This window comes from Steroidobacter sp. (assembly GCF_036402275.1).
Classification (GTDB): Bacteria; Pseudomonadota; Gammaproteobacteria; order Steroidobacterales; family Steroidobacteraceae; genus Steroidobacter.
Genome location: NZ_DASWTF010000036.1, coordinates 415,158 through 440,313, shown reverse-complemented (window position 1 = coordinate 440,313; position 25,156 = coordinate 415,158). Strand labels below are relative to the sequence as shown.

General features: G+C 61.9%; 22 protein-coding genes. 14 read left to right on the top strand and 8 right to left on the bottom strand.

Going from position 1 to position 25,156, the window contains the following annotated elements:
- The first annotated feature begins 372 nt into the window (after positions 1-372).
- The 4 genes from VGD45_RS21620 to VGD45_RS21605 are packed head-to-tail and all read left to right on the top strand — an operon-like array spanning position 373 to position 2,633.
- Positions 373-759, top strand: coding sequence for a hypothetical protein (locus VGD45_RS21620; protein WP_331157427.1), 387 nt, complete (start codon positions 373-375; stop codon positions 757-759).
- On the top strand, positions 759-1,019 hold the full coding sequence (locus VGD45_RS21615) for a DUF5985 family protein (RefSeq protein ID WP_331157426.1): 261 nt from the start codon (positions 759-761) through the stop codon (positions 1,017-1,019). The genes VGD45_RS21620 and VGD45_RS21615 overlap by 1 nt, the downstream gene beginning before the upstream one ends.
- A gap of 3 nt (positions 1,020-1,022) precedes the next feature.
- Positions 1,023-1,295 carry a DUF5985 family protein gene (locus tag VGD45_RS21610; protein WP_331157425.1) on the top strand — a complete coding sequence of 91 codons (273 nt, stop codon included), beginning with the start codon at positions 1,023-1,025 and terminating at the stop codon, positions 1,293-1,295.
- Between the two features lie 51 nt (positions 1,296-1,346).
- The gene (locus VGD45_RS21605; RefSeq protein ID WP_331157424.1) at positions 1,347-2,633 is read left to right on the top strand and encodes a phospholipase D-like domain-containing protein; all 1,287 of its coding nucleotides are present in this window, start codon (positions 1,347-1,349) and stop codon (positions 2,631-2,633) included.
- A 9-nt stretch (positions 2,634-2,642) separates the two neighbouring features.
- Here the strand turns inward: VGD45_RS21605 and VGD45_RS21600 are convergent, their stop codons facing one another.
- The 3 genes from VGD45_RS21600 to VGD45_RS21590 are packed head-to-tail and all read right to left on the bottom strand — an operon-like array spanning position 2,643 to position 7,552.
- On the bottom strand, positions 2,643-4,928 hold the full coding sequence (locus VGD45_RS21600) for an ATP-binding protein (RefSeq protein WP_331157423.1): 2,286 nt from the start codon (positions 4,926-4,928) through the stop codon (positions 2,643-2,645).
- Between the two features lie 17 nt (positions 4,929-4,945).
- A complete protein-coding gene (locus VGD45_RS21595) occupies positions 4,946-5,497 on the bottom strand; it encodes a YfiR family protein (RefSeq protein WP_331157422.1) in 552 nt (183 codons plus the stop codon).
- Between the two features lie 3 nt (positions 5,498-5,500).
- On the bottom strand, positions 5,501-7,552 hold the full coding sequence (locus VGD45_RS21590; protein WP_331157421.1) for a TonB-dependent receptor plug domain-containing protein: 2,052 nt from the start codon (positions 7,550-7,552) through the stop codon (positions 5,501-5,503).
- A gap of 26 nt (positions 7,553-7,578) precedes the next feature.
- Here VGD45_RS21590 and VGD45_RS21585 point away from each other — a divergent pair, with 26 nt between their 5' ends.
- The 7 genes from VGD45_RS21585 to VGD45_RS21555 all read left to right on the top strand — a co-directional run bounded on the left by VGD45_RS21585 (position 7,579) and on the right by VGD45_RS21555 (position 16,582).
- Entirely contained in the window at positions 7,579-8,526 is a 948-nt protein-coding gene (locus tag VGD45_RS21585) for an NAD(P)-dependent oxidoreductase (protein WP_331157420.1), read from the top strand.
- Positions 8,527-8,610: 84 nt separating this feature from the next.
- Entirely contained in the window at positions 8,611-10,230 is a 1,620-nt protein-coding gene (locus VGD45_RS21580) for a methyl-accepting chemotaxis protein (RefSeq protein ID WP_331157419.1), read from the top strand.
- 118 nt (positions 10,231-10,348) lie between these two features.
- Complete coding sequence (locus VGD45_RS21575) at positions 10,349-11,968, top strand: M28 family peptidase (RefSeq protein WP_414717596.1); 1,620 nt, start codon at positions 10,349-10,351, stop codon at positions 11,966-11,968.
- Positions 11,969-12,335: 367 nt separating this feature from the next.
- Positions 12,336-13,538: a D-arabinono-1,4-lactone oxidase gene (locus VGD45_RS21570; protein WP_331157417.1), complete on the top strand. Its 1,203-nt coding sequence runs from the start codon at positions 12,336-12,338 to the stop codon at positions 13,536-13,538.
- The gene (locus VGD45_RS21565) at positions 13,535-13,915 is read left to right on the top strand and encodes a sensory rhodopsin transducer (protein WP_331157416.1); all 381 of its coding nucleotides are present in this window, start codon (positions 13,535-13,537) and stop codon (positions 13,913-13,915) included. The genes VGD45_RS21570 and VGD45_RS21565 overlap by 4 nt, the downstream gene beginning before the upstream one ends.
- Before the next feature lie 21 nt (positions 13,916-13,936).
- On the top strand, positions 13,937-15,604 hold the full coding sequence (locus VGD45_RS21560) for an alpha-amylase family protein (RefSeq protein ID WP_331157415.1): 1,668 nt from the start codon (positions 13,937-13,939) through the stop codon (positions 15,602-15,604).
- Positions 15,605-15,622: 18 nt separating this feature from the next.
- A complete protein-coding gene (locus tag VGD45_RS21555; RefSeq protein WP_331157414.1) occupies positions 15,623-16,582 on the top strand; it encodes a TIGR03885 family FMN-dependent LLM class oxidoreductase in 960 nt (319 codons plus the stop codon).
- A gap of 6 nt (positions 16,583-16,588) precedes the next feature.
- On the opposite strand, the gene VGD45_RS21550 is transcribed toward VGD45_RS21555, so the two are convergent.
- From VGD45_RS21550 to ligD, 3 genes are all read right to left on the bottom strand, one after another.
- Complete coding sequence (locus VGD45_RS21550) at positions 16,589-17,428, bottom strand: tetratricopeptide repeat protein (RefSeq protein WP_331157413.1); 840 nt, start codon at positions 17,426-17,428, stop codon at positions 16,589-16,591.
- Positions 17,429-17,531: 103 nt separating this feature from the next.
- Positions 17,532-18,404 carry a Ku protein gene (locus VGD45_RS21545; RefSeq protein WP_331157412.1) on the bottom strand — a complete coding sequence of 291 codons (873 nt, stop codon included), beginning with the start codon at positions 18,402-18,404 and terminating at the stop codon, positions 17,532-17,534.
- 40 nt (positions 18,405-18,444) lie between these two features.
- Positions 18,445-21,171: a non-homologous end-joining DNA ligase gene (ligD, locus tag VGD45_RS21540; protein WP_331157411.1), complete on the bottom strand. Its 2,727-nt coding sequence runs from the start codon at positions 21,169-21,171 to the stop codon at positions 18,445-18,447.
- Positions 21,172-21,311: 140 nt separating this feature from the next.
- On the opposite strand from ligD, the gene VGD45_RS21535 reads away from it, so the two are divergent.
- From VGD45_RS21535 to VGD45_RS21525, 3 genes are all read left to right on the top strand, one after another.
- Positions 21,312-22,259 (top strand): diacylglycerol/lipid kinase family protein, encoded by a 948-nt coding sequence (locus VGD45_RS21535; protein WP_331157410.1) that lies wholly within the window; start codon positions 21,312-21,314, stop codon positions 22,257-22,259.
- Positions 22,256-23,065 carry a metallophosphoesterase family protein gene (locus VGD45_RS21530; protein WP_331157409.1) on the top strand — a complete coding sequence of 270 codons (810 nt, stop codon included), beginning with the start codon at positions 22,256-22,258 and terminating at the stop codon, positions 23,063-23,065. The genes VGD45_RS21535 and VGD45_RS21530 overlap by 4 nt, the downstream gene beginning before the upstream one ends.
- A 155-nt stretch (positions 23,066-23,220) precedes the next feature.
- On the top strand, positions 23,221-23,442 hold the full coding sequence (locus VGD45_RS21525; RefSeq protein WP_331157408.1) for a hypothetical protein: 222 nt from the start codon (positions 23,221-23,223) through the stop codon (positions 23,440-23,442).
- 421 nt (positions 23,443-23,863) lie between these two features.
- Here VGD45_RS21525 and VGD45_RS21520 read toward each other — a convergent pair whose 3' ends face one another.
- Together VGD45_RS21520 and VGD45_RS21515 are read right to left on the bottom strand one after the other, a co-directional pair.
- On the bottom strand, positions 23,864-24,133 hold the full coding sequence (locus VGD45_RS21520) for a hypothetical protein (protein WP_331157407.1): 270 nt from the start codon (positions 24,131-24,133) through the stop codon (positions 23,864-23,866).
- An 84-nt stretch (positions 24,134-24,217) separates the two neighbouring features.
- The gene (locus VGD45_RS21515; protein WP_331157406.1) at positions 24,218-25,156 is read right to left on the bottom strand and encodes a glyoxylate/hydroxypyruvate reductase A; all 939 of its coding nucleotides are present in this window, start codon (positions 25,154-25,156) and stop codon (positions 24,218-24,220) included.

Genomic DNA, 25,156 nt, shown 5'->3' with positions numbered 1-25,156 from the left:
GGGCGCTGGCGGCCTTTCGAGTGGGTAATTTTTTCACGGGTGCTTTGGCGATGCGACGACGGACTCTCGCGGGGGTTTGCATTCAAAGCTCCGGATCAATGCGGCAGACGGTGGCCCAAACGGGCCCTGTGATAGCACTACGCGAAGAAAATAGAAGCCGACCAAGTCGTTGTTGTTGCTTCAAAGTCGGCAGCAAGCTATCCATTCGATGCAACACGTGCAACCCTTACACGAGGTCGTCCTACGCTGGCGGAAAGTTCACGACAAAAGTTTTGTCGTCACGGAACTTTCTGTGTAGGTAGACATTTCACAAGGTTCAGCGGACCGTGATTATAACGAGCAAGAGCAGCAAAGGTCGAACGAGCGGGTGAGATGACGGGAGCGATTGATCCGGAAGTCGAGCGATTCATCCTCGACAGCATCGACACGGTGCCTCACCTGGAGGCCTTGCTGCTGATCTTTCAGTCGCCCGCGATCGTGTGGACGGTGGCGGAGCTGGCCGCGCGTATCTATGTCAACGAGAAGCATGCGAGCGGCATTCTCGAGGACCTGGCGCGCCGTTCGCTGATCGCCCGAGTGGAGCAGTCGCCGGCCAAGTACCAGTACATCGCGAGATCGGATGCGCAGACCCAATTGCTCCAGAAGGTGGCGCAGTCTTATCGCACTCAACTCGTGCAAGTGACACGATTCATCCATTCGAACGCATCGGCTTCGGTGCGCGACTTCGCACGGGCATTCCGGCTCAAGGACAACGACTAATGGCCAGCCTCGTCTATTTGTTAGGGGCGCTCGTGACGGCGACGTGCTGCATCCTGCTGTTGCGCGGCTTCGCCCGATCGCGCAGCCGCCTGCTGTTGTGGAGCGGACTGTGCTTCGGCGGTCTCACCGTCTCCAATGCGCTGCTGTTCATCGATCTGGGCGTGCTAGGGCCCGAGCAGAGTCTGTATATGTGGCGCCTCGGCACGGCCGCGGCCGCGATGCTGTTGCTGGTTTACGGCCTGGTGTTCGAGAGCGAGTGAGTCATGATCGAGGGCTTCTTACTGGGAGTGATCGTCACCGCGTCGCTGACCGCCGCCGGGTTCTTCTGGCGCTTTTATCGCCAGACCCGCGACAACCTGTTCCTCGCGTTCGCCGCCGCCTTCGCCATCGAAGGCATCAACCGCATGGCGTTCCTGATGGTGGACAAACCGAGCGAGGGTAGCCCCATCATTTATATGGTGCGGCTGGTGGCATTCCTGCTGCTGCTCGGAGCCATCGTGGCCAAGAACCGGCAGACGCCCGGCAAAAGAAAATAACGCCGACTTCGGCTTGGGAACACAACGCCGGGATGCCGGCGTTTCTGTGCCATGAGCTGGAGCCGCAGGCGCATCCTGGTCGCAGGACTGGTGGGTGCGTTACTCGCCATTGCCCTCACGGTCATCGCGCTGAACTTCGTGCAGCCGGAGCGGCGCATTCAGCGCCAGGTCGAGCACCGTTATGCGACCGACGATCCGCGCTTCCGGCATGAGTTGAGCACGCTGCTCGGGCCGCCCATCATCGAGGGCAACCGCGTCGCCAACTTCGAGAACGGCGAGCAGATCTTCCCGGCCATGCTGGCGGCGATCCGCGGCGCCCGTCACAGCATCAATTTCGAGACGTATATCTACTGGTCGGGCGACATCGGTCGCGAGTTCGCCGAGGCGTTGAGCGAGCGGGCGCGGGCCAAAGTGCCGGTGCACGTGCTGGTCGACTGGGTGGGCAGCCAGAAGATGGACGAGGTGCTGATCCATCGCATGACCCAGGCGGGCGTGCGCATCGAGCGTTATCACCCGCTGCATTGGTATCACCTGGTCCGCATGAACAATCGCACGCACCGCAAGCTGCTGGTGGTCGATGGCAAGATCGGTTTCACGGGCGGCGTCGGCATCGCCGATCAATGGCAGGGGAATGCTCAGGACGAGGAGCACTGGCGCGATTCGCACTATCGCATCGAAGGACCGGCCGTCGCGCAGATGCAGGCTGCGTTCATGGACAACTGGATCAAGGCGACCGGGCGTGTGTTGCGCGGGGAAGCTTATTTTCCGCCGCTCACGCGGGTCGGCGACGCAGCCGGACAAGTGTTCACCAGCTCGCCGACGGGTGGCGCGGACAGCATGTTACTCATGTATCTATTGGCGTTTTCGTCGGCGGTGAAGACCATCGATCTGTCGGCATCGTACTTCGTGCCGGACGAGCTGACCTTGCGTGTGTTGGGTGACGCGCTCAAGCGCGGCGTGCGGGTGCGCATCATCGTGCCCGGCGAGGACATCGACACCGAGATCGTACGCAAGGCGTCGCGCGCCTCGTGGGGCGAGTTGCTGGCGGAGGGCGCGCAGATCTTCGAGTACCAGCCGACGATGTTCCATTGCAAGACGCTGATCGTCGATGGGCTGCTGGTCTCGGTGGGGTCCACCAACATCGACACGCGATCGTTCCGTCTGAACGACGAAGCCAATTTGAATGTCTACGATACGGCCTTCGCGCGGGAGCTGACCGAGGTGTTCGAGCGCGATCTGAAACGCACCCGACAGATCACGCTGGAAAGCTGGCGGAACCGGCCGTTGACGGAAAAGATCGTGGAGAACGCGGCCGCCGCCTTGTCGTCGCAGTTGTAACCGCTGTTGTTATTTTCGGAGCGCGTCGAGGCGATCGCGAATCAATTGACCGATCTCGGCCACCGTGTTCGGCTTCATGACGACGTCCTGCACACCGATCTGCTCGGCGCGGCGCGCATCCTCGGTGCGGACATAGCCCGAGGTGATGATGATGGGCAGGTCAGGACGGATCTGAAGCAGTTCTTCGGCCAGGTCCATCCCACTCATGCCGGGCATGCCCAGATCGGACAGCACCAGATCGAAGCTGCGAGGATCGGCGCGCACCGCCTCGATCGCGTCCGTGGGACGCGTCATGCCTGTCACGTTGTAACCCATGCGCTCCATCATTCGGGTCACCAGATGCACCAGCTGATCTTCGTCATCGACATAGAGCACGCGTTCGCCTCGGCCCGCCGCCGTCGCGGCGGTCGCGGATGTTTGATCGGTAGTGCCGGCTCCAACGTCGGCCGCGGGAAAGTAAAGGTCGAACGTCGTGCCGACGCCGAGTTCGCTACGAACGAGGATGGCGCCGCGATGCCCTCTGACGATGCCGTGTACGACGGACAGCCCGAGGCCGGTGCCTTCGCCGGGTCCTTTGGTGGTGAAGAAGGGCTCGAACACGCGTTCGATCAACTCGGGTGGAATGCCAGTGCCTGTGTCCGCCACGGAAATGCGCAGGTAACAGCCGGGATGCAAATCGGGTGACGGACTCTCCAGCAGCGAATGGATCCGTTCACTCGAGAGTCGAATGGTCAGCGTGCCGCCATGCGCCTGCATGGCGTCGCAGGCGTTTTTGCCGAGGTTCATCAACACTTGATGAACCTGTGTGGCGTCGGCCATCACGGCGGGCAGATCCGGCTCGGCTTCCAGACGCATGTCGATCATTCTCGGCACGGCCGCCCGTAGCAGGCGCAGGGCTTCTTCGACCACGGGCCGCAGGTCGATCAGATGTTGAATATTTTGTTCCGGGCGGCTGAACGCCAGGATTCTGCGCACCAGGTCCTTGGCGCGCGCCGTCGCTCGCTTGATTTCATGCAGCGAGATGGCAGCGGGGTGATCCGGAGCCAGGTCCTCGATAGCGAGCTGAGCATTGCCGGAGATCGCGGTCAGCACGTTGTTGAAGTCGTGCGCGATGCCGCCCGCCAGCGTGCCCAGCGCTTCCATTTTCTGCGATTGTCGCAGCTGGGCTTCCAGCACCAACCGTTCCTCATCGGCCCGCCTGCGATCGGTGATGTCGTGAAGGGCCACGTTGACGCCGATGATGTTGCCGACTTCGTCGCGCAGCGCGTGATGATTTCCGACCCAGTACCGTGTCGTTGCTTCCGGTCCTGCCGTGATGTGGAACTCGACATTCGCCACCGGCTCACCGGTTTCGAGCACTTGCTCGCAGATCGGGCCGAGCGCGTTGGCAAGTTGCGGAGTCGCTTCCCAGATCGTGCGGCCGATCAAGGCCTCCGGAGGCTGGCCGCTCATTTCACCCTTGACCTTGTTGACGCGCACGTAGCGCAGCTCGCGATCGATCACGCACAGTCCGACTTGAGCATTGGCGTAGATCGCTTCGATTTCGATGAGCTGGCGACGCGCGGTTTCCTCGCTCTGTCGGAGCGCGCGTTCTCGCTCTTCGACGGCTTCGAGCATGGCATTGAAATCGCGCGCGAGTTGGCCCACTTCATCGCTGCTGGCGCTCGACACTCGCCGACGATAATCCCGCAGTCGTGTCACGTCGCGCGCCGTCGCGGCTAGCGCTTGCACCGGCTCTGAAATCGCACGACGCAGCGTGATCGACAGCATGATGGCCAGCGCGAACAGCGACAAAGCGACGGCGCCGAGCAGCGGCGCATATTCCAAGAGACGGTCGGCGAACGGCGGCGGCAGGGCCGACATCCACAGGGCGGCATGTACTCCGCTTTGCGTATCGATGGGGTAGGTGGTCAGCACTCGCCCGGCGGTCACGAGCTGGTTTCGCACGCTCGCGTCCGCGAAGTCGATGGGCTGCGTGTTTGGGCGATGATATTTGGCGAACAGAACGCCTCCGTCCTGAACGATCGCGAGCGCTTCGATGCTCGGATCGCGTCCGAACGCGCTCAGATACTGGTTCGCGGTGCGCGCGTCCTGAAACTCCACAGAAGCGGTCACGATAGCTGCGATGCTTTGAGCCTGGGCGCGTGCCTGCTCCGCGGCTCGGGGCCGAAATGTGGTGTATTCGTAAATCGCAGCAGCGGCCACTGCGAGCAGCAACGCCACGACCGCCGCCAATCCGACCAGCAGCAACAGCCGGCGTCGAAGCGGCAGGTTGCTGAAGTCGAGAGGCGTCATTGCGTGTTCCTCGAGGCTCAGATGCCGGGATCGTCGCGATGAACCTTGCGAGCGGCCACCAGCATCTGCGAGCTCGCGCTCAAGCCGGCGCGTTGCATCGAGGGCAGGTTGGCTTCGAAGCGGATGCGCGCCCGTCCATCTTCGACTTCGCTGACGAAACCCAGAATGGCGCCATATTCCAACGCTTCGGAATGATCGGAGATGGTGAGTACCGGCTGACGGCTGACCGCCGCGAGCCACTGCTTTGTTTGCTCCATCGCGGCGGTCCCGATGAAGAGCACGTGACAACCGTCGGCGGCGTGAGGGTCGGCGATCCGGCGCAGGCTCAGCGGACGTCGCTGGCTTTGCTGTCCGGCCAGGGTCTGATCCAGCACGGGGCCGAAAGGGTCCGTGCCCAGCACGCAGATCTGTATCGGAGCCTTGGCCGTCGCGAACGCGGACTGCGGCCACTCGACATAGCGCGTGAACAGCAGGATATAGCCGGCCTTGATGCTGTACTCCGGCGCGCCGCTCACGTTCGCCGCGACTACCGTCACGGGAAGAAACATGAGCCACAGTAGCCAACGCATTGCTTACCTGCGCCAGGTGAGTGCGACATAGACGCTGCGCTCGATGTAGCTGTCGAGCGGAAAGGAGCCGGAGCGGAACTCCGCATGGCGCGAGTCCCATAGATTCTGGCCGACCAGCGACAGCTTCACGCGATTCGTCAGGTCCTTTGCGATGCGCATCTCCGCTCCAACGAAGCTTTCGACGCGCAGCGCCGGCAAGTCGTCGACGTAGCGCAGTCCGACGCCGATTTCCCAGTCGTCGCCGAGATCGAAATAGGAGCGCAACGAGGCTTGCAGCTGCGCCGACGATCCCGTGAGGACTCTGGACAGCTCGTACGCGGGCGGCAGTACGTGCAGATCCAGGTAAGAGACTTCACCGTACAACCGCCAGCGTGGGATCGGCCGCCACAATCCTGTCACTTCCGCTCCGGTCGCTCGACCCGAACCGGCGTTGACGGGCACGAGTGGCATGCGCCAGAACTGGGGCGCGAGCGTTACGGTGTCGAGCGGCAGTCGATCGAACACCATCAAGTCGTCGTAATCGTTGTAGAACGCGGAGGCGCTGAGCATCGCGCCATTGTTCCAGCGACCGCGCCAGCCCAGCTCGTAGGCCAGCAGCTCTTCCGACTGCAGATCCGGATCGCCGAGTACTTGCTGCTGCACCGGTGGAGAGCCAGGGCCGAATGTTCCTGGCGGCGAAACGCGCACGACATACCTTCGTGACTCATCGGCGATGGTCGGCGTGCGCACCGCGCGTCCCACGGCCGCCCACAGCAACTGTCCTTCCGAGAGACTCCAACTCAGCCGCAGATTGGGCTGCCATTCCTGGCCGGAGAACGGCGTGTCTTCTACGCGAACGCCGAGCGTCGCGCTCAAGCTGGGGGCGAGCTCAATCTCATCCTGCAAGAAGCCGGACCATTGATGGAGCGTGTGGTCGGCGGGTGAAAACGTCAGCGCGAAACTGGGAATCGTCTCGTGGTCGATGTAGCGATAGAGCGCGCCGGCGTTGATGACGTGATCTCCGAACTGCTTGCCATATCGAACGCCGACATCGAACGTATCGCTGCGCTCGTCAGTCGGCTGCAGTCGGCGCTCGAGCCGCTCGTACCATCCGCCGACCGCAAGCTCCGCGCCATCGGGCAACTTGCGTGACCAGGCGGCCTGCACGAACCCGCCACGATTGAAGCCGCGCGGCAGGATTGTTCGGAAGGGCGGCGTCGGCGTGGCCACGAACCCAGGCTCATCGAAATCTCCGGAGTGCGCTTCCGCTTTGATGAAGGTGCGGCTGGCGCCGTCCTCCCGGTCGTAGCGAACACCGACGCGGCCCATTTCCCATGCATCGCCGGTAGCGCTGCCGTTGCCCAACTCAGTGTCGTCGTTTCGGCTGTAATCGACGTACGCGCGATACCAGGCGTGTTCGCCAGCAGCGCCGCCGTATCTGAAGCTGCCGAATGCTTTCTCTTCGGTTCCCGTGCCGACGGTGAGCGCAGTGCCTTGCGTATCGCGTGCGGATCGAGAAAGTATGTTCACCACGCCATTGACGGTGTTGGCGCCCCATACCGAGCCGGCCGGCCCGCGAATGACTTCGACGCGATCGAGATCCTGATCGAGCCATGCGTGCTGTTCCCAGTACACGCCGGACCAAAGCGGCGTGTACACCGAGCGGCCGTCGACCAGCACCTGAAGTTTGTCCACTGCAATCGAATTGAAACCGCGCGCGGAGACCGACCATCGGTGTGCGTCGAACTGCGAGACTTGCATCCCGGGCGCATAGCGCAACGCATCCGGGATGGTTCTGACGCCGAGAGATTGCAACTCCTCGGCGGTGAAAACGTGGGCGGCGGCGGGCGTGGTGAATTGCGGCCGCGCTGTGCCGGTCACCGATGTGACAGTAAGACTTGCCAGCTCTTCGAACGTGGGGTCGCGAATGATCACGTTGTCCGCGATCGCACCCCAGGTCGTGGCGAACATCGGGATGGCGATCACAAGATGCAACGGTGAGTTGCGAGCGTTCACGTACTGTCCTGCGTACTTTTCGTAGTCGTTGGCAAAGCCCAAGGACCGTACGCCAGCCACTGGCGTCGCGGAATTAGGGACAAACCGTGGTACGGTCAGGGCACGGGGGTCCGTGGAGAACGTTTAGAAGGATCGCGATGGCAAACGTGACCTTTATTGGATTGGGGCGAATGGGAGCGGGCATGGCGCAGCGGCTGCTGGCCGCGGGCCATCGACTGCGCGTATACAACCGCACCGCTGAGCGAGCGGCGTTGTTGGTCGAGCGGGGCGCCACTCTGTGCGATTCGCCGGGCGAGGCCGCGGAGGGCGCGGAGCTGATCATTTCGATGGTCGCCGACGATGCAGCGTCGCGCGAGGTGTGGATGGGCGAGCAGGGCGTGTTTACCAACACCTTGCCGGCGGGCACGCTTGCGATCGAATGTTCCACCTTATCCCAGGACTGGGTGTTGGAATTGGCGACTGAAGCGCAACGCCGGTCGCTGCGTTACATCGATTGTCCCGTGACGGGACTGCCAGACATGGCCGCCGCGGGCGAGCTCACATTATTGGTGGGAGCAGCGGTCGAGGATCTGGCGCGGGCGCAGCCGGTGCTCGACACATTCTCGAAACAGACCATTCATTTCGGCGCCATCGGCGCCGGCACGGCGTACAAACTGATGATCAATCTGCAAGGTGCGATCCAGATCGCCGCGGTCGCCGAGGGTATGGCCATCGCGGAGCGCGCCGGGCTGAATCTGCACACCGTGGCCGAGGCCATCGCCAGCGGACAGGCCGCAAGCCCGCAGGTCGTGCGCAACGCCCGCCGCATCGTCGAAGGCCGCCACGATGAGAACATTCAATTCACGCCACAACTGCGCGTGAAGGACGTGGACTACGCCATGCGCCTGGCCCGCAAGCTCGGCATCGGCGCGCCTTTCGGTGCGTTGGCGAATGACGCGTATCGCCGGTTGTGCGAACTCGGTCACGCCGACAGCAACGAAAGCAAGATCATCGAAATCGCGCGCGCTCAGCGAGTTCCTACGCCGAGCGATTAGGCAAACCCTGATCGCGACGTTGCCGCCTCCAGTAATTGCAGTGCGCGGCCGATAGACACCGAGTCCCTATCCCGGTGTCCTGTCATGAATCTCAGCATCAAAGCCCGCCTCATCGCCACCACGGGTGTCCTGGTCGGCGTCCTGGTGGCCGTTCTGCTCATGAGCCTGATGGCTCTGAGCAAGATCAATTACAACGTGAACTACATGTTCGAGCGCCGCACTCAGCCCGTGGCGTGGATCGGGGAAATTCATTCCCTGCAGCTGCATATCGTCCAGGTGCTGGATCTCGCGCTGGCGCAACGGACGCCCGCGGCGTTCGCGGCCGCCGAACGGCAGATCGAGCAGGATATGACTCGAATCGAAAAGCGCATCGTCGATCGTGAGGCATTGATCACGACCGAGGGCGCTCGCAAGCTCCACAACGAAACGATGAGTCTGCGCCAGCCGGTGCTCGCGGCGATCGAAGCGATTCGCAGCGCCGTGCGCGCTGGCGACATGGATCGCGCCAATGTCTTGCGCATGGATCAGTTGGAGCCGGCGTTCGCCGCGTTCAGCGAGAACATTCAAGCGTCCATGCAGTATCAGTTCGACAACGCCGCGAAGATGCGCGACGAGTCGGAGGCGATGTACGAGAGCAATCGCGTCCGCGTGCTCGGTCTCGCCAGCCTGGGCATTCTGCTGGCTGTGACGCTGTCGGTGTTCCTGGTGAAATCCATCATGAGCTCGCTGAACACCGCAGTTTTAGTGGCGCGCCGGATCGCAGGCGGCCAGCTTGGCGGCGAAGTGCGCATCGAGCGTCGGGATGAGCTGGGCGTGCTGCTCGAATCGCTCAAGTCGATGGACGGCAAGCTGGGCGAGATCGTCAGCGGCGTCCGCAACTCGGCGAATGCGGTCGGCGATGCCGCCGATCAGCTCACGCAAGGTAACGACGATCTGTCTCAGCGCACGCAGGAACAGGCCGCTGCGCTGGAAGAAACTGCGTCCAGCATGGAGCAGATGACTGCCACCGTTCGACGCAATGCCGACAGCGCGCGGCAGGCCAATGCGCTGGCGCTCGGCGCTCGGAATCAGGCGGAGTCGGGCGGCACCGTCGTCACTCGAGCCGTGTCGGCCATGGCCGAGATCAACGAGTCCAGCCGCCAGATCGCGGACATCATCAGCGTCATCGACGAGATTGCGTTCCAGACCAATCTGCTCGCGCTCAACGCAGCGGTTGAAGCGGCACGCGCCGGCGAGCAGGGCCGTGGCTTTGCTGTCGTGGCTTCGGAAGTGCGCTCGTTGGCGCAGCGGAGCGCGACGGCCGCCAAGGAGATCAAAGATCTCATCAACGACTCGGTGGGCAAGGTCAAGGCCGGCTCGGACCTGGTCGAAGCCTCCGGCGAGACGCTGCAGCAGATCACCACCAGCATCAAGCGCGTCAGCGACATCGTCGCCGAGATTTCCGCGGCCAGCGAGGAACAATCCTCCGGTATTCAGCAGGTGAACCACGCCGTCACGCAGATGGATACGACCACCCAGCAAAACGCCGCCCTGGTCGAAGAAGCCGCGGCCGCGAGCAAGGCCATGCAGATGCAGGCCCGCGAGCTGATCGATTCCATCGCCTTCTTCCAGATCGCCGGCCGCGCGGTCGAATCGAGCGCAAGCTATGCCACTGCTCCGGCACAGTTGGAAGAAATTGGCATGCCGGTACGGGCGGCGGCCTAGGACGCATACCACCGCCGTTACCGTTTAATGCACGCATCGCCGGCGCGGCGACGTTACACTGTCGTGTCAGATTCCAACAATGGAGCGAGGCATGGTAGCGAGAGCGTTGCGCGCCGGTATGGCGTCAGTGGCCTGCATTCTCAGCACGTCTGTATTCATCACGGCGGTGGCGGCCGATCAGGCTGACCTGACCACCATCAATCGTATCGTCGACGAGGGTTTCAATCGCAGTCATCTGCCGATGACGGCCGCGTATCTCACGGATCGCATCGGCGCTCGGCTCACGAACTCGCCGCAAATGCGTGAAGCGGAGCGCTGGACGCAGCAGCAGTTTCGCGACTGGGGCTTGAAGAATGTAAGAACAGAAGGTTTCGAATTCGGACGCGGCTGGTCCATCGAAAAATCCAGCGTCCGTATGTTGAAGCCGCGCATCGCCGAGTATCGCGCCATTCCGGTGGCCTGGACGCCGGCCACCAACGGCGCGATCAGCGCATCCATCGTCGTCGCGCCGATGACCAAGACCGAGGACTTCGAGCGGTGGCGCGGCAAACTGCGGGGTCAGATCGTGCTGGTGACTCAGCCGGACACAGGTTCGGAGCCGGCCGTGGCGCCTTTCGCTCGCTTGAACCGGGAAGACATCGGCAAGATGGACGTGATTCGTCAGCCGCTCGTGTCCATGGACGAGGAAGTCGAGAAGCGTCTGGAGCGTGTTCGCTTCGAAGCGAAGCGGGATGAGTTCCTGGCTTCGGAAGGCGCGCTCGCGTGGGTGCGCAAGTCCTATCGCGATGGTGGCCTGTTGCATGGTGAAGGCTATATGCATCGTCGCGACCAGTCACCGAAGCTGCCGGGCTTCGAGCTCGCGGCCGAGCACTATCGCCAACTCGCGCGTCTGGCGAAGGCGGGTCCGGCGCCGACGCTGGAACTGGTCAGCGTCGTGCACTATCACGATGAAGATTCGAAGGCGTACAACGTGTTCGCCGACCTGCCCGGGCGCGACGCCAAGTCAGGTTACGTGATGGCCGGTGCGCATCTGGATAGCTGGGTTGCTTCCGATGGCGCTCAAGACAACGCCGCGGGCAGCGCCGTCGTGATGGAGGCCGCGCGCATCCTGACAACGCTCGGACTCAAGCCCAAGCGGTCGATCCGCTTTGCGCTCTGGAACGGCGAAGAGCAGGGGCTGTATGGCTCGTTCGATTACGCGGAACGTCACTTGGTCTCACGTGCGCCGCTCGACTCGCCGGAGCGCGCTTCGCTACCCCCGTATGCGACCTGGAATCTGCGCTGGCCCGTCAAGCCTGGGCCGGACTACGACAAGCTCGCCGCGTACTTCAACCTCGACAATGGCTCCGGCAAGATCCGCGGCATCTACGCCGAAGGAAACATTGCAGTCACACCGATTCTGAAGACGTGGCTCGCGCCGTTCGCGAGCATGGGCGCTGACGCAGTTGTGGCCGCGCCGACGTATGGCACTGACCATGTGCCGATGTCGGCAGTGGGCATCCCGGGGTTCCAGTTCCTCCAAGATCCGCTCGACTACGGCACTCGCGTTCACCACACGAGCATCGACAGTTACGATCATCTGAAGATGGAAGATCTGAAGCAGGCGGCGGTGATCATGGCGTCGCTGCTGTGGATGTCGGCCGAGCGCGACGAGCCCTTGCCCAAGCGGCCGCTGCCGAGCAAACCGCTGCAGACCGATCCATTCGAATACGAAGTCCTCGAAAGGCCGACTCTCTGAAAATCAAAGGCCCATAAAGTCGAAGCCCCGCAAAGGGCGGGGCTTCGTGCCGTAATCTCTTGCGAACCTGAGGATGACCCTATCTCAATCTAGGATGACCCTCGTGAAATTACGGCGATGGAAGAGCATCGGATTTCGGTTCCTGATGTTAGAGCACGATTGCTCTGGTTCATTCCACCGATAACTTAGCTGCTTCCGATGCGTGTGACGCGTGGGCCCGCCGCAAGGTTCCGCGAAAGATTCGTTTTCATGTTTCAGCGCGGTAGTGACTTATACGTCGGCGAGGAACCTACGGCGCAGCGGTGTCGTTCTAGGTGCGTGACTCCGCTGAGTTTTCCGCCTGGGCCTGCCGCCACACGTGAAGATCTTGCGCACTCATTCCGCGGACGAATTCATCAACTGGTCGGGTAGCCTGCGCTTTATTCCACGCTCGCAGGTGTGGCCGGCGACGGAACAGGCCGTTTGCGTGTACGTCCGCGACGCCGCGGCGCGCGGCCGCAAGATCCGGGTCGCAGGCTCCGGCCACTCCTCATCGCCGATTGTGCAGACGCCCGACATCCTCATGTCGATGCGCGATCACCATGGGCTGATTGACTACGATCTGCACAGCCATCGAGCGATGGTGGGTGCGGGCACCGTGCTCCATGACCTCGGATCCATCCTGCACAACGTCGGCCTGGGCATGCAAAACCTTGGCGATGTCGATACACAAACCATCGCGGGCGTCATCAGCACGGGCACGCACGGTTCCGGCCGCAAACTGCAGAACATTTCCGCGACTCTGATCGGCGTTCGGGCGATCACCGGCAACGCGGAGGTCGTCGACTGGTCTGTCGAGCAACATCCCGATCTCATCAATGCCGCTCGCGTGTCCATGGGACTGCTGGGGATTTTTACCGCCGTGCGGCTGCAGCTCGAACCGACCTACCGGCTCAGGCGTCGTGAGTACTGCGCGCGCACCGAGGATTGTCTGGCGCATCTGGACGAGCTGGCCGATGCGCATCGCAATTTCGACTTTTACTGGTATCCCCGTCGAGATGAAGTGAAGATTCGTACGCTGAATCCACCCGAGGTTCCACCTCCCTCGCTACCGTTCGCGCGCTGTATCAAGGAACAGGAGGGATTCAGTCACGAGATCATCGCGCGCGAGCGTGAGTTGAAGTTCGAAGAGCTGGAGTACTTCCTGCCCGCGGACGCGGGGCCTGAATGTTTTCGCGAGGTGCGGCAAAGAATCCTGCAGCGGCATCGCAAGCATGTGGGCTGGCGTGTGCTGTACCGGCTCATCGCGAGAGACGATGCCTTCCTGAGTCCCGTGCACGGGCGTGACTCGGTGGCGATTTCGGTGCACCAGAACGCGAGCTTGCCGTATCAGGAATATTTTGACGACATCGAGTTCATCGTGCGCGCCTACGACGGCCGGCCGCATTGGGGCAAGAAACATTCGCTGCGTGCGGAACAGCTCGCTGCCCTGTACCCGCGCTGGGATGACTTTATCAAGCTGCGACGAGAGCTGGATCCGAACGGCGTGTTCCTGCCGGAGCCCATGGCTCAGCTGCTGGGGGAGGAGTGACTGTGCTCAAAACCATCGGCTCGAAGGTGTGGGCCATTCCCGGTGGCCACATGCCGTTACTGAGCTCCGGCGCCGAGCCACGCGACACGAGTCGCGACGAGTTGTGTGTGCTGAACGCCGGCCATTTCGATGCGCATCTGCAACTGACGATCTACTACGAAGACCGCGAGCCCGTCGGGCCGTATCCGCTGAAGGTCGTGGCCCAACGCGTCAGGCACGTACGTTTCAACGATCTCATCGATCCGCACGCCTTGCCGCTCGACACTCCCTATGCGGTTCTGGTCGTGGCGGACCATCCCGTGGTGGTGCAGTTCACACGCCGTGACACCAGTCAGGCCGCCAACGCGATCGCGACCACGCTCGCCTACCCGGGCTGAGCCTCCTCCCGGAATCCCATCATGATTGAAGACCTCTGGTACAAGAACTCCATTGTCTACAGCCTGGACCTCGACACCTTCATGGATGGCAACGGCGACGGCGTGGGCGACTTCCCCGGGCTGATCAACCGGCTGGATTATCTGAACTCGCTCGGCGTCGACGTGCTTTGGCTCGCGCCGTTCCAGCCTTCGCCGAACCGTGACAACGGCTATGACATCAGCGATTACTACGGCGTCGACCGTCGCTATGGGTCAAGCGGTGATTTCGTCGAGTTCGTGAATCACGCGCGCAAGCGTGGCATGCGCGTGATCCTGGATCTGGTGGTCAATCACACGTCCGATCAACATCCCTGGTTCAAGGAGGCGTGTCGTGATCCGGACTCCGAGTATCGCGATTGGTACATCTGGTCCAAGAAAAGGCCGGCCGGCTGGAACAAAGGCATGGTGTTTCCAGGCGTGCAGAAGTCGGTGTGGACACGCGAGCCGAAGGCGAAACTGTACTACCACCATCGCTTTTACGACTTTCAGCCCGATCTGAACATGGACAACCCAAGGGTGCGCGCCGAGATTCGCCGCGTCATGGGGTACTGGCTGCAACTCGGCGTGGACGGCTTCAGGGTCGATGCCGTGCCATTCATCCTGGAGCCTTCCCAGCAGCCCAAAGGGGAATTGCAATTCGAGTACCTGGCCGAGATGCGACAGTTCCTGCAATGGCGTGCGGGACACGCAGCGCTGCTCGGTGAAGCGAACGTGGAGCCGAAGGAAACGCAACGTTATTTCGGCGATGGACGCGATGGCCTGAACATGATGTTCAACTTCTGGGTCAACCAGCATCTGTTCTACGCGCTGGCCTCGGGCGATACCAAGCCGCTGGAGCAGGCGCTCAAGGCGACGCGCAAGATTCCCGACGCGACCCAGTGGGCGGTGTTTCTACGCAATCACGATGAGCTGGACATCGAGCGGCTGCCGAAACAGCGTCGGGAGAAAGTGTTCAAACGTTTCGGCCCCGAGCCCCATATGCAGCTGTATCACCGCGGCATCCGACGCAGGCTCGCATCGATGCTGGGGGACCGTCGTCACCTGGAGCTCGCCAATAGCGTGATGTTCTCGCTGCCAGGGTCCCCGGTCCTGCGCTATGGCGATGAGATCGGCATGGGCGAGGACTTGTCGCTCAAGGAGCGCGATGCCGTGCGCACGCCCATGCAGTGGTCGAGCGAACGTAACGGCGGCTTCTCGACAGCTCGCAGGACTGTGCATCCCGTTATTTCCAAAGGGCCGTACGGCTACAAGAGCATCAACGTCGACGCACAACGGCGCGATCCGGGCTCGTTCTTGAACTGGATGATCAAGATGATCCGGGTGCGCAAAGAATGTCCGGAGATCGGTTGGGGCGAATGGTCGTTACTGCACACCGGCGTGCCCGGCGTGCTGTGCCTGTGTTACTCGTGGCGTGGCAATCAAGTCGTCGTCGTCCATAACTTCAATCGACAGCCGCAACAGGTGCGATTGGTGGTGGAGGGCGATGGCTGCGAACGGCTCGTCGATCTATTGGGTACGGATGACAGCAGAGCGGATCGGCAGGGTCGCCACGACATTGCGTTGACGGCGTTCGGTTACAAGTGGTTCCGCGTTGGCGGGATGAATTACGCGCTACGCCGCGAGCCGGCGGCGCCGGATGAGCGGCACTGACCGCGACGAGCTTTCGAGATGCGTATCGGATTTCATGCCTCGCACGAGCAGTTCGCACCTTCGGACTTGCTCAAATATACGATCGCGGCGGAACAGGCGGGTTTCGACTGCGCCATGTCGTCCGATCATTTCAAGCCTTGGAGTCGGTCGCAAGGGCACTCCGGGCATTCGTGGTCGTGGCTCGGGGCTGCGTTGGCGCGAACTTCATTTCCTGTCGGTGTGATCGCGGCGGCGGGCTATCGATATCATCCGGCCGTCATGGCGCAGGCCGCGGCCACGCTCGCCGAAATGTTTCCTGATCGGTTCTGGTTGGCGCTCGGCAGTGGCGAGCGGATCAACGAAGACATCACCGGCACGTCGTGGCCCTCGAAGCCAGAGCGCAACGAAAAGATGAAAGAGTGCGCGGACATCATCAGATCGTTGCTCGCCGGCGAGCGAGTGACGCATCGAGGGACGGTGACCGTGGTCGACGCCGAGCTGTATTCGCGCCCGAAGACGCCGCCACCCCTGATGGCCGCGGCTGTAACAGAAGCTACTGCGGAGTTCGTCGGCGCCTGGAGCGACGGATTACTGACCGTCGCCAGCAAGCCGCCGCAGTTGAAGAAAGTCATGGACGCGTTCCGCCGCGGCGGAGGCGAAGGCAAGCCCGTGAGTGTGCAGGTCGCACTGAACTGGGCTCGTTCCGAGGCAGAGGCGCTCAAGGGCGCCTTCGATCACTGGAGGTACGTCACACTTGGCGGTGACATCGGCTGGGAGCTGCGCTCGCCGGAGGATTTCGAAACAGCGACTCGTTTCGTGAAGCCCGAAGACATGCATGGCAGCGTGCTGATCTCATCGGACCTGTCGCGCCACGCGGCCTGGCTGCAGGAGTATGCCGAGCTCGGCGTCGACACGATTTATCTGCACCAGGTCGACTTGAATCAGCAGGGGTTTATCGAAGCGTTCGCGGCGAAGGTGTTACCGCAACTGAAAGGCTGAGCGCGCTCAGCGACTTTCCGAAGCGCTGACCAGTCGTCGATATTGTCCGAGGTGGCGGATGGCGTGCTGTTCCTTGCCTTGCGCTTCATACAAACGCGCCAGATTGAAGTGAGCGTCCGCCATGTTCGGATCCTCGCTGATCGCTGACTGATACGCCTCGATGGCGTCGTCCAGCTTGCCGAGGTCTTCCAGCACGACGCCGAGATTGAACATCAGCGTGGGATTCGGGCCGCATTCCTGGATGCCGCGGCGATACACAATCTCCGCTTTCTTTTCGTCGTGACGGGCGTGATGCAGACGGCCCAGATTGATCCAGGCGGCCACGAAGTCGGGCTCGATCTCGACAGCGCGCTCATAGGCAGCCTGCGCGGCTTTCGCATCGGCGTCTTCGAGGCTCAAAGCCTTGTCGAACCAGTCATCGGCGGTTTCGGCCGGCGGCGTGGCGGGAGCGGGTGTTTCCTTGTGCTCGACGACTCGAATGACGCCGTTCTCCACGCTCACATCGAGCCCGAGCACATACTGGCCGTCGTCGACCTGAAAATGATTCTTGCCGTCGCGAACCACCACGCGATCGCCGATGGCGCTGATGCTCAAGCCCGACAGCGGCATCTGCTCTGGCAGGTGACGCCGCAAATCTTCCAACGAGCGATTGATACGACGGCGCGAAATCTTTGCTTCGAGCAACGCGCGGGCGGCGCGGAGCACGATGAGATCCTGGAACGAGAACTGCAGCTGTCGCTTGGGGCCGCGCGCGGGTTGCACGAAGCCGGTTTTGATCAGGCCCCGAATGGTACTGCGCGACAGGCGCAACACCCGTTCTACATCTTGAACACTGTATGTCTGCACGGAGGCGTCGGCCGCGGGTAAAGGGGACAGATCTATTTTCGCTGACCGCGTAGGGCGCATCGTTCAGCCCGGCGGGAGCGAAAAAAGATCTGTCCCCGTACCCTCAGCGCTTGCTGGCTTTGCGCGCAGGCTTCTCCGCCTGTTCGACTCTCTTCGGCGCCTTCCTGGGTCCGAGCTTGGCGACATTGGCCTTGGCGGTTTCAGTCTTGGTGAGACTCGCGCGCAGGGCCTCCATCAGGTCGATGACCTTGCCGCCGGTCTCGACCGGGCCTTCGGCCACGGAAATCTCCTGGCCTTCGACCTTCTTCTGAATCGCCGCCTCGACCCGGGCGCGCACGTCGTCGACGTACGCGGTGGGATCGAAGGTGTCGGCGGTTTGCTGTTCGATCAATTGCTTGGCCAGCTTCAGTTCCTGTGCTTTCACATCCGGCTTGGTCACTTCGACTTCGGTGGCCGAGCGCACTTCGGTCGCGAAGTGCAGCTGTTGCATGGTGAGCACATCGCCGACAGGGCGCAGCGCCACCAGATACGACTTGCCGCGCGCGGCCCAGCGGGCGACGGCACAACGTTTTGTGTCCTTCAGCGCTTCATTCAACAAGCCGTAGGGTTTGGCGCCGCCCTTGTCGGGCGCCAGGTAGTAGGTCTTGTCGAAATACACCGGATCGATGGACTCGATGGGCACGAACTCGGCGATGTCGATCGAGTGCGTGCCGATTTCTTCCATCGCTTTGATTTCTTCGTTGCTGAACTGGACGTACTGGTCCTTGGCGAACTCGTAGCCTTTCACCATGTCGTCGCGCTCGACCACCTGGCCGTCTTTCTGACAGACGTACTGCTGCTTCAGGCGCGATCCGCAACCTTTGTGTAACAGGTTGAATGAAATGGCATTCGCCGTCTGAGTCGCGGTGTACAGCTTGACTGGAATCGCCACCAGACCGAACGAAATGGTCAATGAACCGATGGAACGCATGGCCATGAGGGGTACCTTTTCGACCGACTCCTGTCGCGGTCGATGCTCACTTTCGGGCTTTACTTCTGAAGGCTTTCGCAAGACTCTGTTTCGCCGAGAGAACATCATGCCACCGGTCCCCGGTTTTTTCCAAGCGCGAGAGCACGTTTCGCAACGTGAAATGGCCTGGCTCGGCGGCTTCCAGCTCGTCCCATGTCAGCGGCATGGAAACCGGCGCCCCCGGTACCCCCCGAGGCGAGTAGGCCACGTTCAACGTCTTACCACGCACGTTCATGTTGTAGTCGATGAAAATTTTTCCGGTGCGTTTCTGCGTGGCCCATTCCATCGTCACATCGCGCGGATGCTGCTGCAGGATGTGGCGGCCGACCATGTCACAAATGTTTCGCGCTTCTTCGAAAGTGACGGTGCGCTCGATGGGCACGAACACGTGCAGGCCGGTCTTGCCCGAGGTCTTCACCACAGCACGCAACGACATTTCCTTGAGCAGGTCATTGATCCAGAACGCCACGCGCTTGCCCATGGCAAAGCCTTTTTTGTTGTATTCGGGTTCGGCGCCCTTGGCCTCCAGGCCCGAATAGATATAGGGATCGATGTCGAACACCAGATAATCGGGATAGTTCAGCACCGATGTTGCCATCGCCGCGAGCGAGCTCGAATAGTCCTCGCTCTTGCTGAGCGAGTCCTTGGCGACTTTGGCGCGGGAGTGCCAGACATGGAATTCCAACGTCCCGAGCTGGCCGAGCCACAGCAGCGTGGGGAGATTGTGAGCGAGGATGTAGTCGTGCGCGCCTCCGACGTGCTCGGAAAACGTGGTGATAACGTCGACGAACTCCGGGCGCTCGGTTTCCCAATGTTTCTGAAAGAACCGCTCGCCGTCGATGCCTTCGGGCATGCGGATCATGGTGAGCGGCCGGTCGCGTAAGTGCGGCAGCATGTAAGGTGAGATGCCTGCGAGATAACGCAGGTACTCGCGCTTGGTGATCGCGGGCGAGCGTGTCGCTGGATCCGCGGGCCAGTATTCCTTGTCGAGATTGGTGAGGCGGATCTTGGCCGTGCCGTTGCCATGGCTCAGGGTCAGATCGAGCCGGTTCGACTTCGTTTCCAACTGTTCCAGCACCGCTTGGATGTCATTCTTCGGCGTGGCCTTGGCGCGCGCCGGCTTTTTCGTCGGGCCGTTCTTGACGCTGTCAGAGTCGACGTCGTCGCGCAGGCGCATGAATACCGGTGCGCGCAGATAACCGTCCTCGGTCCACGTCTCGAAGCTCACTTCGGCGACCAGCTTGGGTTCGACCCAGGTCGCGGGTCCGTTGAGTGGCGGCTTGGTGGAGAACGGATTGGTTTTGGTCGCGAGCGCGCTGACCTTTTTATGAACCTCACTCAAGGTGGCGTCATTGAATCCCGAGCCGACGTGGCCTACGTACTGCAGCTGATCCTTGTTCCAGAACCCGAGCAGCAGCGCGCCGAGGGAGGCGCGTTGGCCTTTGCCCTTGGTGAAACCGCCGACGACGAATTCCTCGGTAGTGATCGATTTATATTTCAGCCAATGCGGCGAGCGGCGGCCGGCTTGATAAGGGCTGTCCTTGCGTTTGGCCATGGTGCCTTCGAAGCCGGCAGCCAGGGACGCCTCGTGTAATTCCTCGGCGTCGTCCGAGGAATGAATGAGCTGCACATGGCTGCCCGGTAGCAAACATTGCGAAAGGTAACGGCGGCGTTGTTCGTAAGTGGCGGCGCGTAGATTGATGCCTGCGAAGTGCAGCAGATCGAAACAAATGTAGATCACGGGCGACAAGCGCTGCGCCTCGGCCAGCTCCTTCGGGCTCTTGATCTGCGCTCGGTTCTGCATGGCGTTGAAGGAGGGGCGACCGTCGGCGTCCAATGCGACGATCTCGCCGTCCAGAATCATCGAGCCGACGTACTGAGCCTTGAGCTCGGCGACGACTTCTGGAAACAACGCCGTGTAGTCCTGGCCGCGACGCGACTGCAGATAGACAGAGTCACCGTCGATGAAGGCGAGGATGCGATAGCCGTCGAGCTTGGGCTCGAAACTCCAGCGCGGGTCGGATTCGAGATTCTGACCGGGCTCGGCCAGCATGGGCGCAATGTCGTTGGGCATTCGTTCCGTCGGCCCCGCCGGCGCCAGCTCCATCGCGGCGAGGCGTTCGCGACTCTTGCTCTCGGCGACGTCGTCCAGCGTGTCGCCGGTGAGCACGGAAGTGTTGTGGGCGAGCAGATCATCCCCGCCAACGAAGCGGTCCTTGTGCTTGATCAGCAGCCACTGCTTGTCCGTGGTGGTCCGCACCAGGGCGAACGAGCCCTTCAGCTTGATGCCCCGGAGAAAGAAACTGAGCTTGCCTTGCTTGAGCTCGCGGCGCAGGCGCTCTTCGGCCTCGGCGCGATCGTCGAACGAATACTGGCTGCCTTCGTCGGGCGAGTACACGCCGCAATCCCAGACGATCACGTTGCCGGCGCCGTAGTTTTTTTCGGGGATCACGCCTTCGAAGGAGGCATAGTCGAACGGATGATCCTCGACCTCGACGGCCAGCCGGCGCTCGCCTGCTTGTAGCGAAGGGCCCTTCGGCACCGCCCAGGATTTGAGCACGCCATCGAGTTCCAGGCGGAAGTCGTAATGCAGGCGGCGCGCGGCGTGCTTCTGCACGATGAACAGCAGCGGACCGCGCCGGTTCGCGGGCACGGCGGGGGCGGGCTCGGGTGTCTTGGTGAAGGAGCGCTTCTGCCCGTACTTCTCGAGCGACTTGTCCGGTGTGCGTTTCATGCAAGCTGGATTCTGGCCTGTTCATTGAAGACGCGGAAGCTCCGGCGGTTCCGACACGGGGCCGGAACTTCGATGCTCGAACTTAGTGAGCCCATCGCGCATTGAACGGGCGATCCTGGCAAGAGGTGCCCCGACGGCTCATGGCTGATTCCGTTCTGTCCCCGGATGCGCCTTTTCACATCGTGAGTAACGCGGGCTCGGGCTCGAAGGATGCGCACGAGGCCCGGCAGCAGATCGAGGCGGTATTCGCCGCCGCCAGGCGCGAGCACGAGTTCATCCTGATCGAGAATCCCGAGCAGCTCCAGGCGGTGGCCAAGAAAGCGGTGGAGGCTGCGACCGCCAGCGGCGGGGCGGTCGTGGTGGCCGGCGGCGATGGGACCATCAACGCAGTCGTGCAGGCCGTGCTTCCGACGCGACGCCCGTTCGGCATCATTCCGCAGGGAACGTTCAATTACTCGAGCCGCGCCCACGGCATTCCGCTGGATACCACTGCTGCTGCCACGTCGTTGCTCACTGCGTGGCTCAAGCCGGTGCAGGTGGGATTGGTGAACGATCGGGCGTTCCTGGTGAATGCCAGTCTGGGCTTGTATCCGGAGCTGTTGCAGGATCGCGAAGCATACAAACGTCAGTACGGCCGCCATCGTTCGGTGGCGCTGTGGTCGGGGTTGATGACGCTGTTACGCGATCACCGCCAGTGGGTGGTGGAAGTGCAGCATGATCAGGGCGTGGAGCGAGTGCAAACGCCGTCGATCTTCGTCGGCAACAACGCTTTGCAGTTGGAGCAAGTGGGGCTGGATGAAGCGGAGGATGTCCGTCATCGCAGGCGTCTGGCTGCTGTGATCGTGAAGCCCGTCACCACCGCCCAGCTGCTGTGGCTCGCGATGCGCGGCATGCTGGGGCAATTGGAAGAAGAGGAGCGGGTGCGTGACTTTTCATTTGAGCGAATGACGGTGAGAGTGTTGAGTAGCGTGGGTCGACGAGGCATCAAGGTGGCGGTGGACGGTGAGATCTTCTGGTGCCGGCCACCGCTGACCTTCCAGGTTGCCCCGCAGCCGTTGATGTTGCTGGCGCCGGCCGTCGAACGATGACTGTGCTGCTGCAGCTATCGGATACGCACTTTGGAACTGAACAGCCGCCGGTTGTGGAGGCGCTGCTGCGCTTCGCGAGCGAACTGAAGCCGGATGTCGTGGTGCTTTCAGGAGACATCACTCAGCGTGCGCGTCGGGCGCAGTTCGAGGCTGCGCGTCAGTTTGTTACGAGGATTCCCGCGCAGGGGATGGTTGCTATTCCCGGGAACCATGACATTCCATTGTTCAACGTCGTTGCACGTTTGTTCTATCCATACGCCGGTTTCGAGCGAGCGTTTGGCAGAGAGCTCGAACCGGAGTGGCAGAGCGAAAATTTCCTGGTGGTTTGTGTGAACACCACGCGGCCGTCGCGACACAAGGACGGGGAGGTGTCGCCGGAGCAGATCGTGCGCGTGTCACAACGTCTTGCGACGGCCAAGGAGCAGCAGATCCGCATCGTCGTGACTCATCAGCCCGTGCACGTGCTTCGAGACAGTGAGATCCACAATCGGTTGCACGGTTACAGACAAGCTGTGAACGCGTGGTCGACCGCGGGGGCGGACATTATCATGGGCGGACACATTCACCTGCCATACACGGCGGCTCTGCATGAGCTGTTCGGGAGTTTGCATCGACGATGTTGGGTCGTGCAGGCGGGAACTGCAGTGTCTAGCCGCGTGCGCGCGCGCCATCCGAATTCGGTGAATGTCATCAGGCGCGCGGATGGGAATGCGGCTATCGCAGAACGCTGGGATTACAGCGCGGAACGCAATGAGTTCCACTGTGTAAAGAAGGAACAATTAAGTTTGGACCGACGCGCGGATTAAGGGGAACTTCCGCGACCTGTGGCCTGCTGCCGACGATGGTGTGGGCGAGTCGCCCACAATTCAGCCAGAATTCAGCATAAAAGCGACATTTTTGCATCGACCCGCGGCCCGGTTGATGCGTTCTATTAGCAGTCCGGTCCACCCCGCGAGGTCGCATGATGAAACGATTGTTCCACACTGCCGCGATTGTTTCTTTTGCCGCTGCGATGAGCGGCTGCGTGAGCTACGGTAACACTCACGCGCTCGTTACGCCGGTCGGCGTGGCTGGCTATCACACATTCAAGCCGGACACCGTCAATCCGAACACACCGCGTGACATTCGATTGTCCAAGCAGTCGGATCGTGTCGCCCAGAACAACGAGCAAACTCAGCCTTGATGAAGGCGTTCGTAAGAGGCTCAGTGGCTCGCGCCTGCCGGGAAGGGGGTACCTCCTCCCGGCACCGCGCACCCGCCTCCGCCACGCTATCGCGTGTCGGCCTGCTTGTACGTCCATGTAGCTGCTGCTCCGACCAACATTGCGCTGCGCAGTCCTGCTCCGCGCAAGCCCAGGGTGTCCATCCATGGACACCCGCTCGGCGGAGCGAAGCGATGCTTCGCTGAAAGGCACCGCCGAGCCCATGTTGGATCGAAGCTGCCGAGAGGAGATACCCCCTTCCCGACAGTCGCCGATACGTGGGTGGTATCGTCAGGCGGAGATGCCTCCGGATGTAGCGTCAATGGTGCGGTAGGCGCGCGGTAGCGCTGAACTCCGTGCATTCCGATGCCTTGCCAACTCCGTTGCCAGGGAGCCGTCGATCTCAGCTATCCGGTGACAACTCAATTCGGTCGGCTTGCAAGAGCCGAAGCATCGAGTCCGCAACTCTCGATTCGAGATCCGCTTCCCAATCGTCCGGGGAGCGAGCAGCGGGTGGCGAACTGGTTCGGGCGAGGGCCTTGGTGCATGAGACGACGGTCTGGGCGGAGGACAGCGTTTCGTACACTTCTTCGTCGAAGGAGGTGAGGGACATTGGCCTGCCGCTGCTGGATCCGGTGCGGATGTAGGCGGCGTCGCGTCGTAGTTGCGTCATGGGGCAGCCTCCTAGAGCAGCGATAACCCCAGACGCGAGGAGAGAGCCGTGGGTTCCACGGCGCTTCTCATAAGTATTAAGTATCTAGTAGCCGCGGCGGCGTTCGACGAGGCCGGTGGTGGGCTGGTTGCTGGCCACCTGGCGGATCTTCTCGGCGATCTGCTTCGCGGCGGGGCGGATGGGAGTGACGGCGGCGGTGTGAGGGGTGATGTGCACCTTCGGGTGATTCCAGTAGCGATGCTGTCGAGGTAACGGCTCGTGATGAAAAACATCGAGCGCCGCGCCGTTCAGATGGCCGTTGTCGAGCAATTCCAGTAACGCGTCGTCCACGATCAGCCCACCGCGCGCAACGTTGATGACACAGGCGCCTCGCGGCAGCATCTGCAGCGCCTTGCGATCGAACTTGTTGTACGTCGCTGCTGTGAGCGGAGCAAGAATCATCAGCACACGCGTGGCTCGCATGAACGCTTCGAATTGATCTGAACCATTCGCCTCACAGAACAACCGCACGCCTGGCTCACTCGCGGTGCTCGAGCGTGAGAACGCGTGGACCGGATAACCGTCAGAAGCAAACGCCTTCGCGACGTGCCGGCCCAGAACGCCAAGCCCGAACACACCGATCGGCCACTCGTCTCGAAACGACGCAGACAAGGGCTTCCAGATCCCCGCGGCCTGCTGAGCGGCGTACTCGTCTCGACGCTGCATCCAGCGCAGCACTTCGAAGCGACAGTAATCCACCATCTGCTCGCCCATGCCAGCATCCTCGACGCGAACGATCGGCAGATCCGCCGGCAGATTCGGATTGTTGAGCACGTGCTCCACGCCCGCGCCCGTGGAGAAGAACGCGCGCAGGCGAGGTTGATCGATGAAGAACTGCGGCGGTGGCGTCCAGCCGACCGCATAGTCCGCTTGCTGTGTGAAGCCCGGGTGCCAGATGTCGACCTGTGCATCACGCAAGTGCGCGGCAATCGCGTCACGCCATGCTTGTGCTTTGTCGCTGCCGTAGACGATGACGATGCGCAT